This is a genomic window from Nucisporomicrobium flavum, from assembly GCF_016464385.1.
In the GTDB taxonomy this organism is placed as follows: domain Bacteria; phylum Actinomycetota; class Actinomycetes; order Mycobacteriales; family Micromonosporaceae; genus Actinoplanes; species Actinoplanes flavus_A.
In genome coordinates, this window is record NZ_JADMLH010000003.1 from 39,471 (window position 1) to 53,498 (window position 14,028).

Consider the following 14,028-nt stretch of genomic DNA (forward strand, 5'->3'; position numbering starts at 1 on the left):
CATCCGAGCTCCGCCGTTTTGTCGTACCCGGGCCGTAGGTTGTCGGCATGACGGGGACCGCCTTCACTCACGCTGAATTCCTTGCCGCTGTCGGCGAGGTGCAGGCCGCCGCGAGGTCGTATTACGACACCGGCGAGGTGCTGATGACCGACGCGGACTACGACGCGTTGCTCGACCGCATCGCCGCGGCGAAGGCGGCCCATCCCGAGTGGGACGACCACGGCGTCACCACGCGGGTCGCGGCGGGGGTGTCCGGTGGCGGGGATGTGCGGCATCCGGTGCCGATGATGTCGCTGAGCAAAGTCACCGGCGAAGACGAGGTCCGCGCGTTCGTCGCGGGTCTCGGCGGCGATCCCTGCCTCGTCGAGGTCAAACTCGACGGGCTCGCGATCCGCGTCGAGTACGACGCGGGCCGGCTCGCCTTGGCGGCGCTGCGCGGCGACGGCAGCACGGGGGAGAACGTCACCGCCCAGGTGCTGCGCGGCGTCACCGGTCTACCCGCCCGGTTGGCCGCCGCGTGGACCGGTGAAGTACGCGGCGAGATCTACATGACCGTCGAGGACTTCGAGACCGCCGGCGCCAACCGGGTCGCAGCCGGCGGCAAGGCGTTCATCAACTCCCGCGGCGCGGTCGCCGGGTCCATCCGCAGCGCCGACCGGACGTACGAGACGCCGATGACCTTCGCCGCGTACGACCTGTCGGGCGAGTTCGCCTCCCACCGCGAGCGGATGGCCTGCGCGGCCGGGCTCGGCTTCCCGGTGGCCGGGCGGCTGGCCACCGGCGAGGTCCAGGTCGCAGCCGACGCGGACGCGGCGCTTGCCGCCATCACGCGCATCGGTGAGCTGCGCCGCGACCTGGATTTCCCGATCGACGGCGCGGTCCTCACCGCCGACCTGGAGGCGACGCGCCGGCGGCTCGGTTCGGGCAGCCGCACACCGTACTGGGCGGCCGCGTTCAAATACCCGGCGGACACGGGCTCGACCGTGCTGCGCGACATCGAGGTGCGCGTCGGGCGTACCGGACGCATCGCGCTGCGCGCCGTGCTCGACCCGGTCTTCGTCGACGGCACCACGATCACCTACGCGACGCTGCACAACCCGAAGTTCGTCGAGGACCAGGGGCTGGCCATCGGCCAGACCGTCGCCGTGTGGCGCGCCGGTGACGTCATCCCGCGCGTCACCGCACCCATCGGTGAACAGCCGCACGGGCTCACTCCGTGGACGCCGCCCGAAACCTGCCCGCAGTGCGGCGAGCCGTGGGACAAGTCCAGCCTGCTGTGGCGCTGCCACACCGCGTCATGTGCCGCCACCAACGCCCTCGAATATTGGTGCAGCCGCGAGGCCATGGACGTCGAAGGCGCCGGTGAGGCGCTGTGCGTCGCTTTGGTCAACGCCGGTCTCGCCACTGACGTCGCCGACCTGTACACCCTCACCGAGGCGCAGCTGGCCGAGCTGCCCGTGGGCACCACCAAGACCGGCGGTGTCGTCCTGCTCGGCAAGCTCAACGCGGCCAAAGTCGTAGCATCGCTCGAGCGCAGCAAGTCGCAGCCGTTCAACCGGGTCATCACCGGCCTGGGCGTCCGGATGACCGGCCGCAGCGTCGGACGATGGCTCGCCGCCCGCTTCAAAACCATGGACGCGCTGCGTGCGGCCACCGTCGAACAGATCGCCGAAATCGACAAGATGGGCCTGATCAAGGCGCAGCACGTCGTCGACGGCCTCGCCGCCATGACCGATGTCATCGACCGGCTCGCCGCGGCCGGGGTCACGATGAGCGTCCCCGACACCGAGGGCGACAAGCCCTTGGACGGCAAGACGTACGTGGTCAGCGGTAGCGTCCCCGGCTACACCCGCACCACCGTCAGCGAACGCATCGAGCAGCTCGGCGGCCGGGCCAGCGGCAGCGTCTCGACGAACACCACGGCCCTGGTCACCGCCGAGACGACAACGGCCAAAGCGAAGAAGGCCGCGCAGCTCGGCATCCCGATCATCGACCCTGCCGCGTTCGCCGACATGCTCGCCGGCTGACGGCCCTCGGCTTCTTCGCGGCCGCGATGCGCGGCGATTGCCGTCACCGACTTGCCGCCGGGCCCGGACGAAGTCGAGCCGGCCGGGGGAGATGGCCGAGGGCCGGCCGCCACGGCGCGTAGCCCGTCCAGGGTGCGCTCGCGGATCAGCTCGCGTTCCATCTCGGCGGCCAGGGCGGCGACGGCGAACAGCAGCCGCTCGGCTGGCCCGGCGCTGCCCCGGCGGGGCAACGCCGGCATCCCTCGGCGCCGGACGTCCTCGGCGGTCGCGTGCTGCGGTGGGCCCTCAGCCCAGTCCGGAGTAGAAGCTGTCTGGCATCTCCTTGCTGCCCACGGGCCGCCGGACCTCGGCCGCGACGTCGTAACCGGTGATGTCCAGCGTCCACTGCGCGGCCGGCTCGGACTTCGGCGCGGGGGTGGGTGGGAGCTGCACTTCCAGGTGGGTGAGGCGGCCGTGGTCGTCGAGGGCGGCGACGAACGGCAGGGGCTTGACGAGCCTCGACTCGATGGAGTCCAGCGTCAGGCCGGCGATGCGTACGCTGGTGCCCTCGATCGTGCCGCGGATTGTCTGGCCTTCCTGTGTCGCCTCGGTGACGGCTTCCACGATCTGGTTCGCGCTGGTGCGATCAGGGTGGGTGAAGGTGAGCCCCTGCCGCTCCGCCATCTTGGGGGTGCGGGTCTGATCGAAGTGCTGCCACCGGGCGGCGCCGGTACGGGTGTACTCGTCGGTGTCGATCAGCCGGATCTCGATCACCTTCGGGTCGGCGCCGTGGAACGTCGTCGTCCACATCGCCCGGCGGCGCGCCACGTCGGTGATCCCGGAGATCGACACCGCGGGTACGGCGACCCGGTAGCGGTAGGTCCCCGTGGCGAGCCCGGCCGTGGATGCGGCGAGGACCGCCTTGGCGTCCGGCGCCGGCCGGGGTGCGGGCTCGTCCGTGCAGGCGGTGAGACCAGCGGTGGCTACGACCAGTACCAGAAGGCGAGTGATCATGGACGCCACCCTAGGAAGTGAGGGACGTGGACCGCTGCCCCGGTCGATAACGATCCAGGCCGGATTCCGCCTGCTGCCCGCAGTCGGGCCCGGTGATGAAAGCTCGCTGGCTCACGCGCGCGCGAGGAATTCCGTGATGAGCGTGAGCCACTCGCCGGGCCGGTCGAGGTGCGCGTCGTGTGTGGACAGTGGGATCGTGGCGACCTCGATGTCCGGGCGCAGGGACACCATCCGCTGCACCTCCGCGTCGGGCAGGCGGCTGTGCTCTGCCCGTACGAGCAGGGTCGGGGTCTTGATCTGCGCCCATTCGTCCCAGCGTGCGTGCTCGGCGACCGGGCGGATCGCGCCTTCCATGATGTCGGCGTCGAAGCGGGGCCGGTAGCCGTCCGGCCCCTCCGCCAGGTCGTCGGCCAGTGCCCGGGCGAACGGCGTTCCGCCCAGGAATTCGGCCGCGGCCGTACGGGTGGGGAACGGGACCGGCCACGACGCGAACCAGGTGCCCAGCCGGGTGGGGTAGTCGTCCTCGCTTCCGCCGACCCCGCCCTCCAGCATGATGAGGCGGCTGACCAGGCCGGGATGCCACGCCGCGGTGAGCATCGCGGTGTGCGCGCCCATCGACTGCCCGGCCAGGGCCACCGGCCCGCCGCCGGCCAGCGTCTCGATCACGGTCACCACGTCCCGCACGTACGCCGCCCGCGACAGGTCCCCCGGCCGGCGTTCGCTGCGCCCGTGCCCGCGCTGGTCGGGTGCGATGACGCGGTGGCCGGGCAGGCCGAAGGGGGCCTCCCCGGCGCTGCCGGCCAGGCCGTGCAGGAACACGAGCGGCGGCCCGTCGCCGGAGACGAGGCAGGAGAGGGTGCCCACGGTGATGCGACGCATCCCTCCATCGTCGCCGATCCGTCGCTGGGTATGCAGGCCGGTGCAGCAGACGACGGCGCGTGTCCGCTCCACCAGGCGGCGGTCGAATGCGTTCACGGGTGCTGAGCACGGCGGTCGCCCGCATCCTCGCCGCCGGCTCCTGACCGGCGTCCTCACCGGCGGTCGAAGAGGCGTCTGAGCAGCTCGCTCAGCGCCCGCACGGCCCCGGCGGCGAGCTCCGCCGCCAGACTGACAAGAATCTCCGTCCGTCGCGTCCGGGCCATGGTTCGGCGCAGGACGGCCGGACCGGCCATCGGTCGTACCTCGGCGATCAGCCAGCGGGCCAGGAGGTTCTGCCGACCCGGCAGCGGCACCGGGCGCGGGCCGGTCAGCCCCCACGCGTCGGCCAGGAGCCGGAGCAGAGTGTCCCGGGGCAGGCCCGGGATCGTGAGGTGCAGGCGGCTCAGGTCCGCGTGGCGTACGAGACGGGTCAGCGCTGCCAGGCGGCGCGGTTCCACCTCCGGGCGCTCGGTGTTGTCCCGCATGACCTCGAAGAGGGCTGCCGCCGCCCACGACAGGCATGGTGGCCCTTTCAGCACCGAGGCGGTGAACGCGGCCGCGGCGCGGGCCGGCTCGTCCTGCCGCAGGTACAGGGCCGCAGCGAGGGCGAGGCCGTCGCTGTCCCAGGCCGCGAACGGGCTCGAGGGATCGGCCCCCGGCAGGTGGAGCATCACGGTGAGGTCGTCGATGCCCAGGGCCCGGAAGGGGCGCTGCTGATGCAGGGCCAGGAATCCTCTCAGGACGAGCGATGTGTCGTCGCCGGCGTCCAGCGCGGCGAGCAGGTGGCCGGCTTCCTCCAGCCGGCCCTGCTCGATCAGCTGGGTGGCGGCCCGGGCCGGGTCGTCGCGTCCGGGTCGGCCGGGGAGCACCCGCCGCCCGTCGCGGCTCAGGACCGCCCATTCGCTTCCGTGCGGCAGAGCGACGGCGACCGACTCGGTGGGGCGGCCCCATCGGTGGTGCGTCACGATGAGGAAGCTGGGACGGCCCCGGACGTCGAGCAGCAGGTCGTCGTCGCCCGTTGGGTGAACGTGCAGGGTGCCAGGGCCGGGTGAGATGACCTCCAGCGTCCAGGTGCGTCGCCGGAACGGTCGCTTCGCGGGGCCGGTCACCGGTGCAGGCTCAGGCAGATCGATCTCGGTGGTGCCCTCGGAGGTCGCGGTCACGACGGTGCGGAACGGTTGGCGGCCCGGAAGTGGCACTTCGAGCGCGTACAGGCCCGGTCGCAGCCGCGCCGGCCGGCCCACGGTCGCGGTCATGACGTACCGGAGGCGGTCGTCGCGGACGTCCACCGGCAGGGGCAGTGCGGTGCCACGCACCAGGAGGGTCGCGTCCGGTGCGTCGGTCATGACAGGTCCACCGGTTCCTCGCACATGGGCGGGCGGATCTGCAACGCCACCGAGCGCAGGTCGCGGTACGACGGGTGCGGTGGATCGAAGGTCACGTCGAGCGTCCAGAGCCCGCCTGGCACCGGCACCCGGTGGATGGGCAGCCCGCTCCGGGGCAGGACCCGCACGTTCGTCCTGCCGTCGAAGATCTCCGCGCCGCCCGACCCGACGGTCTCGGCCTCCGCGGGTGTGACGACGAGGCTCACGGGCACCTGGGGTGGCTCGTCGCTGTGGACGAGGATCTCGCGGGGCAGGAAGGTGCCGCCGATCGTCACTCGCTGCCGGACGCCGTGCTTCTTCGCGAGCCGTTCCACCTCGGTCGTGAGCGCCGTCAGCAGCGAGTTCGTCGTGACGGCCCATCGGCTGTCCGGTCCGGCCGGTGGCTCCAGGGCGTTCAGGCGCAGGCTCTGCAGCAGCGCCCGCAGGAAGATGCTGCCCTGGCCGGACTGGTAGGCGCTGCGGCTCGGCGGCGCGGCGAAGAAGATCGGCCGGTGCGAGGCGTGCGGGCCGCGGCGGGCCGGCAGGCTGATGCCCCCGCGCAGCACCTCGGCGAAGTCGTCGAGTTCCGCCGACCGTTCCCGGCAGGCGTCTGCGAAGTACCACTGACGGTCCGGGCTGCCGGGACCGGCCATCCCCGCGCGGACACCGGCGATGTCGAGCGCCGCATCGAGCCGCTGGGTGCGTAGACGGCCGGCATCGGACATGAACACGACGCCACCGTCGGTGCTTTCGAGCAGGCCGTGTCCGCAGACGTACAGGATCGCGACGTTCGCCGCCGAGGTGAAGCAGTCCGCGTGCCACGCATCGAGGGCTTCCATGACGTTGTCGCGCGTGGGCCGCGGCGTTCCCGCCGCATCGAGCTTCTCCCGGGCGGAGGGCGCCACCAGCAGCCGGACGGAGCCCAGGGGAGCATCGGGGGACCGGTACTCCTCGCTCAGCCACTCCGCGAACAGGCGCGCCGAGGTCGCGGCGCCGGGAAGATCACCGAGGCCGAACGGCCGGTACGGGTAGTCGGACACCCCGATGACGAGGGCATGGGTCGCGCCGCCACCGGAGGGCCTGCGGAGCCAGACGGCGTCGTCCGTCATCCCGGCAGCTCCCGGCGACGTTCGAGCAGCGGATCGAGGGCGGCGGCCAGAGCGGTCAGGGCGGCCTGGGCGGTGAAGCCCCACAGCACCAGGGTCGCGTACTGGGAGAAGGTGCCGAACGGCTTGTCCTCGTACCAGACGGCGAGCCCGGAGACGACCGTGACCGCCAGGGTCACCAGAAAGACGAGCAGGTTGCCGACCCAGCGGACGGTGGACACGCGGCGCAGCTTGCGCAGCGGGGCGTCCAGGGTGTGGCTCAGGTCCGAAGCGGGAGCCGTCCGGCGGCGGAAGACGCGGCCGATGCCGAAGCCCGCCGGCACCAGGTCACCGTCGTCGTGCAGGTAGAAGCTCAGGCCGTCGAGCAGGGCGTCGGCGGCCTTGAGGCCTGCCGCCACCTGGTAGTCCTTTGGCGTGCGGGCCTCCCACATCGTGTGGCGGGCCTGGCTGGTCAGCTGACGGGCCTCGCTCAGCTTTCCCAGGTCGGGCCGGGCGTCGGGGCCGGCGTCGTGGATGGCCGCCTCGATGACGTCGGCGCGCTCCTCGAGTTGCCGGACGGTGGCGGCGTCCTCGGGCCAGCGCCGGGCGAGCGCCGCCGTCGCCTCGACCTCCGCCACCCGATCGAGGATCGCGTCGAACGCCAAGGGCTCTCCGGTGAGCAGCGCGCGCGCCGGAGCCAGGAAGGCGGGTTCGGACTGCCCGCTGCGCGGTGGCGCGTTGCCCGATGCCAGCGTCGTCACCGCGGCCAGGGCCGGCTCCAGGTCGGCCAGGCGATCGGCGAAAGCCGGCCACGCCTCGGCCACGCGGCGCATCGTCGCGATGTCCGTCACCACGGCCTGATACGTCGCGTCCTTCTCGTCGAGGGCGCCGAAGCGGCGCCGGAGGCCCTTCAGCGAGTCGGTCACCTCGCGCGCCTTCGTGGCCCATGCCGGATCGAGAGCGTACGCGGACCAGGCAGCGGTTCCTGCCCGGGCCTTGAACCGCTCGACGGCCCTGGCAGCTGTCGCCTCGACGAGCAGCAGCTCCTCCTCGGCCTTGGCAAGGGTGTTCAGGCGCCCGGACTGGCGCGTGGCCAGCAGGGCGAGCAGGACGCCGGCGATCAGAGCGAGCAGCGGGGGCCACCAGGTGTCGGTCCGCCGGACGGTGAGGGTGACCGCGCCCTTCTTGTCGTCGTCGGGAGCCAGGTCCAGGGTGCCGGTGTAGTCGCCGATCGCCGACAGGTCGGAGAAGGACAACCGGACGCCGGCCGCGGTGCACTGCGCGGTGACGGTGGTCCCGCCTCCGCCGTCACGGACCAGCCCGCCGACCACCGTCGACGCCGGCTCACCGGGGCACTTCTGGCCCGGCTTCAGAGGCAGCACGTCGTCGCGGGTGCTCCCGGACATGCGGTAGGAGGTAGCTCGCCACTTGTCGACCAGGGGTTCGAGAGCGAGGGCCTGCCGGATGACGAACTTCTGCCGGGCCACCGGGCCGGTCGCGCCGGTGGTTGCCAGGACGTAGCCGGTGAACTCGCCGTCCGTGCGCGCGGCTGTGAGGCGTACGGTCGCGACACCGCCCGCCGGCAGCGTGACCGACCGGGGAACCTGGACGTTCGTGGTGGGCCGGCCGTCGGAGTCCACCACGCCGAGTGTCACCTCGCGGGCGGTCGCGGTGTCGTTGGTGAGCGCGACCGAGGCGCTCCCACCGGGTGCCACCGTCACCTGGGCGCCACCGTCGAAGGCGATCTCTGCGGCCGCGTACGCGCCGCCCGGAGCCGCCACCCCGACCAGGACCACCGCCGCCACCAGGGCGATCGTGCGCTTCACCGGTCCACCTTGGCACGCGCGGCGCGTTCCCCCGAGCACCGTCACACGGACTGGGACGTGTCGGCGCGCAATTTCCCGCGTCAGGGCAATCAGCCTTACCGGATCTCCCGGCCATCCCGAGCCGTCAGCTGTGCCCGGGCTGATCAACTTTTGATTGCTAATCGTGAATGTCTTCCCTACGCTGGCGCCATCGCACGACCACGGGGGAAACATCATGGTGCGTTCCAGTGTGCTCAGTCGTGTCCGCACGACGTACGCCACAGTCCTTCTTCTCGGTGTCTCGGCCGCGGTCCTCGCGCCCGGCGCACCGGCCGTTGCCGAACCATCCGCACCGCCGTCGGAGTCCGCCGCGGCCTCTGACGCCGCGCGCAAGGGCGCTCACCGCGTCGAGGTGGTCGGGGAGCGCACCGAGACCGCCACGCTCTGGGCCAACCCGAACGGCTCCTTCACCCTCGAGTCGAGCCTGATGCCGATCCGCGTCAAGCGGGGCAAAGGCTGGGTGGCGACCGATCCGACGCTGAAGCGCAACGCCGACGGGTCGCTGTCGCCCACGGCCGCCGTCGCGCCGATGCGGTTCTCCGGTGGCGGTGACACGGCGTTCGCCTCGATGGGCGCGGACGACAAGCAGATCCGGCTGGGCTGGGGCAAGAAGCTGCCCACGCCGGAGGTGCACGGCTCCGCGGCGGTCTACCGCGAGGTGCTGCCCGGCGTGGACCTGCGGGTCGAGGCGGGCGTCGACGGGTTCACGCACATGCTGGTGGTCAAGAACCGCCGGGCGGCCGCGAACCCCGCCCTCGAGCGGGTACGGATGGCCCTGTCGTCCAGCGGGCTGCGTACGCGGAAGGCGGCCAAGGGGCCCGGTGTGATCGCCGCGGTCGACGGCCGGGGCGAGGTACGCATGCAGGGCACCGCCACCATGTGGGACTCGCGGACCCGCGACGGGAAGCGCGGGGAGATCGAGCCGCGGCAGGCGCCGGTCAAGGTCGAGCTCGGCTCCGGGGCGATGACCATCGTGCCCGACCTGAAGCTGTTGCGCGGCAGGGACACCAAGTTCCCCGTGATGATCGACCCGGTCTGGCAGATCACCGGCGTCGGCCTGAACCACTGGTCCACGGTGGCCAGCCACACCTCCAGCGCCTTCTACAACCAGGGCCTCCCGTCGAGCTCCAACTCGTACGCCGGTGAGATCAAGGTCGGCAAGTCGCCGGAGGACGGTGGCTTCCTGGTGCGGACGTTCTTCGAGTTCAACACCACCAAGGTGAAGAACAAGAACGTCAGCAAGGCCACCTTCAGCATCAAGCAGACCTGGTCGTCGAGCCACTGCGGGGACAGCACGGCACGCGTCACGCAGCTGTGGGGCACGAACAACACCGACCAGAACACCACCTGGAACACGGGCTGGAACAAGGACCGGTCGGGCTGGCTGAGCGCGCAGGGCACGTCGAAGTCGCTGAAGTTCTTCAACAGCGGCAAATGCCCGGTGGGGCCAGCCGACTTCGACGCCACCGGCTTCGTGCAGAAGAAGGCGCGGGACGGGGCCTCGGTGGCGACGCTCGGGCTGCGTGCCAAGGACGAGTCGGACACGAAGTCGTGGAAGCGCTACGACAAGAACACCGCTCAGCTGTCGATCACGTACAACTCGTACCCGAACAAGCCCGACCAGATGGCGGTCGACGGCAAGACCTGCAACAACGGATCCAAGCTCTGGGTACGCACGCGCACGCCGCTGCTGAAGGCCCGCGTCACCGACCCGGACACCGGGCAGCCGATGACCGGCCGCCTCTACTGGTCGCCGTCGAGCGCCGGCGTCAGCAGCAGCCGGCTGGTGACCCGCTCCGACCTCGGCAACCCCGGCATCGCCCAGGGCAACGCCACGGCGAGCCTGGCCGACGGTGACTACTACCTCCAGTCGCGCTCGAACGACCAGATCGACAACTCGCTGTGGTCGGCGAAGTGCCCGTTCACCGTCGACGCCACCGCGCCGCCGAAACCGACCGGCGTCTCCGCGACCATGTACAAGGACGCGAACCCGGCCGGCGGGCTCGGTCAGCCGGACCTGTTCACGTTCAACCCACCGAGCGTGCGGACCGACTTCGACCACTTCTGCTACACCGTCGCGGACACCACCGACTCGACATCGTGCAAGAAGGTGTCGCCGGACGCGAACGGCGTCGGGCAGGCCACGATCTACCCGGCCAAGCAGGGCGTCAACACGCTGCGGGTGTGGAGCGTCGACAAGGCCGGCAACCTCAGCAAGGGCACCGGCGGCACGGATGCGGACTTCTTCCAGTACGAGTTCGGCGTCGGGCCCGGTTCCCTGCCGGCCGCGCATTTCAAGCTCGACGAGGGCACCGGAACCTCCACCGCCGACGCCTACACGGCGCACCCGGACACCGCGACGATCACCGGCGCCACCTGGGTCGCCGGCCGGGGGAGCGCGGGCAAGGCGCTCAGCTTCAACGGCACCAACCAGTTCGCCGCCACCGCCGGCCCGCTGACCGGCCGCAACACCACGGACACCGGCAACACCCCCGTACGCACCGACCAGAGCCTGACCGTCGGCGCCTGGGTCAAGCTCACCACGAAGACCACGAACCGTACGGTGGTCAGCCAGGACGGCAGCAAGTCCAGCGCGTTCAGCCTGGAGTACAACCTCTCCTGCGACTGCTGGCGGTTCTCGCTCAACCAGACCGACGTCGCCGCCCCGGCCGTGACCACCGCCGCCGGTCCGGCCGGCGCCGCCCTCAACGTGTGGACCCATCTGCAGGGCGCCTACGACTCGGCGAACCGCACCCTGGCGCTCTACGTCAACGGCAGGCTGGCCAAGTCGGTCGCCGTGCCGGTGGCCATGTGGAACGCCGGGGGCGGGGTGGCGATCGGCCGCGCCAAGCTCAACGGCGCCAACACCGCCTTCTTCGCCGGCCAGATCGACGACGTCAAGGTGTGGAACCGGCTCACCGCCGTGAGCGACGCCAAGGCCCAGTTCTACCCGGTCGCGCCGATCGTCACGACGGCCAGCCCGGACGTCACCGTCGGGACGGCGTTCACGCTGACGCTCAGCTCGGGTGGCGACACCAACGTCAAGAAGTTCAAGTACTACACCAGCATCGCGGACGTCCGGACCGTCAACGCCAACGCGAACGGCACCCCGGTCACGGTCCAGGTCACGCTCACCGACAGCGATGTGGCGTACGTGGGCGCGTTCGCCTACTACGACGACGGCACCACCGCCGGGGCGCAGAGCGACGCCGGACGCTGGGACCTGCGGCCGCACCTGGCGACCAGCGTCTCCGGCACGGTCGTCGACGAGGCGACGCTCAAGCCGGTCGCCGGGGCCACGGTCACCCTCCAGCCGACGGGTACGGTCGCGACCACCGACAGCGCGGGCAAGTACGCGTTCACCGGGCTCACGCCGGGCTCGTACCAGATCTCGGCGGTCCTGGGCACCAACCGCTGCGCGCTGTTCGCCGGCTCGGACCTGGAGCTGCCGGAAGGCCCGGCCGGGGTGGACCTCGCGCTGAAGCCGCAGGGTGACGCGTTCGGCTACACCTGCACCGTCGCGGCCGCCACGTTCATCCCCGGCACCACCGCGGTCCCGATGGAGGACTGGCAGAGCCCGGAGATCGAGCTGCCGTTCACCTTCAACTACTACGGCCGCGACCTCACGGCGATCCGGGTCGACAAGGCCGGCGCCGCCCAGTTCAACCAGCCGAACGAGTACAACGGCGGGTCGCTCGCGGGGCCGAACTCGATCCCGGACCCGCACGACGTCAATGCCATCGTCGCGCCGCTGTGGGGCTACTTCGAGGCCGAGGACTACAACGACCTCATCCACACCGCCGTGGTGGGCGAGGCGCCCAACCGCAAGGTCGTCGTGGAGTGGCGCAACCTCTACCGCAGCCTCGACGACGCCCACACGACGTTCTCGGTCGAGATGATCATCGGCGAGGACCAGTCCATCACGTTCAACTACCAGAACCTGCCGGTCGACAAGCTCGCCGCGTCCGAGGCCGTGGTGGGCATCGAGAGTCCCGGCGGCCGCAACGGCGTGCAGTTCCAGGACAACCAGCCGGTCGTGGCCAACGGGCAGGCGATCACCTTCCGCTACCCGGAGAACCCGCAGCCGCTCGGCTCGTGGTCGCTGTCCGGCAAGGTCACGGACCGCAACGATGCCCCGTACGCGTTCAACGAGGTCCGCCTGGAGCCGATGGGCGTCTCGTACTGGACGGGCCGCGACGGATCGTTCCAGTACACCGATCTCGAGACCGGCGACTACCACCTGCGCAGCAACGGCGACAACGAATGGCGCTGCGGTGACATGGCGCTGGGTGACGTCTTCCTGGACACCGACGCCGTCGTGGACCTGCACCAGAGCCGGCAGGTCGACGGGGCCGGATACCGCTGCAAGGCCACGCGGGACAGGCCGTTCACCCGGGCGACCACCGCGCTCGCGCTGACCGGCGACAACGCGTACAAGAGCACCGCCCTGCCCTTCGCCTTCCCGTTCTACGGCACCAATTACTCGACCGCCTGGGTGGACACCAACGGCGTGCTGTACTTCGCCGACCCGGGCGCGTCCAAGCCGGTGTCCTCCTCGCTGCCCGACCCGGCCGGCCCGAACAACCTGGTCGCACCCCTCTGGTCCGACCTGCTGGTCGACGCCTCGTCGAGCGTGCGGACCGCCACCATCGGCAAGGCGCCGAACCGGCAGTTCGTGGTCGAGTGGCGGGACGTGCAGCTCTCCTGGAACCCGGGTGAGCGGTTCTCGTTCGAGGTCCTGCTCGGCGAGCACGGCGGGGTCTCGTTCACCTACACCGCCGCGCCCGACGTCTCCCTCGGCAGCTCGGATGCCACGATCGGCATCGAGAACCAGGGCGGGACGGCCGGTTACCAGTACTCGTACCAGGACACCGACGTCCGGTCGGGCGACTCGGTGTTCTTCCACCCGCCGGGCGACGAGGGCTGGACGCTGTCCGGCACGGTGCGCAAGCCGGACGGCACGCCCTCGGCGGGCACGACCGTCAAGCTCGGCACGGAGGTGGGCGGACCGGCGACGGTCACGCAGGCCGACGGACGGTACGAGTTCACCGGGCTGGAGAGCGACGACTACGACATCTACGTCAGCGAGGAGTCCCGCTGCGGCGACATCGCCTCGGCGCTCAACGTGCACGTCGAGTGGTCCGACACCCGTGACTTCACCGTCGCGCGGAAGAAGGACAAGTACGGCTACGCCTGCACGGTGCAGAAGGACACCCCGTTCGTCCGCGGCACCCAGCAGATCACCATGACCGACGACTACTTCCAGAAGCTGGACCTGCCGTTCGCGTTCAACCTGTACGGCACCGACCGCACATCGGTCTGGTACGACCCGTACGGCACGGTCTACGGCGTCCTGCCCTCACTCCGGGACCCGGACGACCCCGACTACTGGTGGTTCCACACGTCGACGCCGATCCCGACCGCCGACCAGATGAACACCCTCATCGTCCCGTTCGGCCGCGACTTCTGGCTCGACGGCGACGCGTCGATGTGGACCAGCGTGCTCGGCGAGCCCGGCCGGCGGCAGTTCGTGATCGAGTGGCGCAACGTGCGCTTCACGCCCAGCGGCCCGCAGCTGTCGGTCGAGGTCATCCTCAACGAGGACGGCTCGATGCTGTTCAACTACGACAACATCACCGCGGCCCTCGTCAACAACGGTGGCGGCGCGGCCGGCGTCGAGAACCCGGACGGTACCGACGGCCTCTCGATCTCCCAGTACGACGACACCCTGCGCGACCACGAAGCCATCCTCATCCGCCGCTCCTGAACCACCTTC

7 protein-coding genes are annotated in these 14,028 nt (G+C 71.0%); 2 read left to right on the plus strand and 5 right to left on the minus strand.

Annotation, left to right across the window (positions count from 1 at the left end):
- Positions 1-47 precede the first annotated feature (47 nt).
- Positions 48-2,027, plus strand: a complete 1,980-nt coding sequence (gene ligA / locus IT780_RS08325) for an NAD-dependent DNA ligase LigA (protein ID WP_199510872.1) — start codon at positions 48-50, stop codon at positions 2,025-2,027.
- 285 nt (positions 2,028-2,312) lie between these two features.
- Here ligA and IT780_RS08330 read toward each other — a convergent pair whose 3' ends face one another.
- From IT780_RS08330 to IT780_RS08350, 5 genes are all read right to left on the minus strand, one after another.
- Positions 2,313-3,020 carry a hypothetical protein gene (locus IT780_RS08330; protein ID WP_199510873.1) on the minus strand — a complete coding sequence of 236 codons (708 nt, stop codon included), beginning with the start codon at positions 3,018-3,020 and terminating at the stop codon, positions 2,313-2,315.
- A 111-nt stretch (positions 3,021-3,131) separates the two neighbouring features.
- The gene (locus IT780_RS08335) at positions 3,132-3,899 is read right to left on the minus strand and encodes an alpha/beta fold hydrolase (protein ID WP_199510874.1); all 768 of its coding nucleotides are present in this window, start codon (positions 3,897-3,899) and stop codon (positions 3,132-3,134) included.
- 152 nt (positions 3,900-4,051) lie between these two features.
- The gene (locus tag IT780_RS08340; RefSeq protein WP_199510875.1) at positions 4,052-5,284 is read right to left on the minus strand and encodes a hypothetical protein; all 1,233 of its coding nucleotides are present in this window, start codon (positions 5,282-5,284) and stop codon (positions 4,052-4,054) included.
- Entirely contained in the window at positions 5,281-6,411 is a 1,131-nt protein-coding gene (locus IT780_RS08345; protein WP_199510876.1) for a caspase family protein, read from the minus strand. The genes IT780_RS08340 and IT780_RS08345 overlap by 4 nt, the downstream gene beginning before the upstream one ends.
- Entirely contained in the window at positions 6,408-8,213 is a 1,806-nt protein-coding gene (locus tag IT780_RS08350) for a DUF4402 domain-containing protein (protein ID WP_199510877.1), read from the minus strand. Before IT780_RS08350 ends, IT780_RS08345 begins: the two co-directional genes overlap by 4 nt.
- A gap of 214 nt (positions 8,214-8,427) precedes the next feature.
- Between IT780_RS08350 and IT780_RS08355 the strand changes: the two genes are divergently transcribed.
- Positions 8,428-14,019 carry an NIDO-like domain-containing protein gene (locus IT780_RS08355; RefSeq protein WP_199510878.1) on the plus strand — a complete coding sequence of 1,864 codons (5,592 nt, stop codon included), beginning with the start codon at positions 8,428-8,430 and terminating at the stop codon, positions 14,017-14,019.
- Positions 14,020-14,028 lie beyond the last annotated feature (9 nt).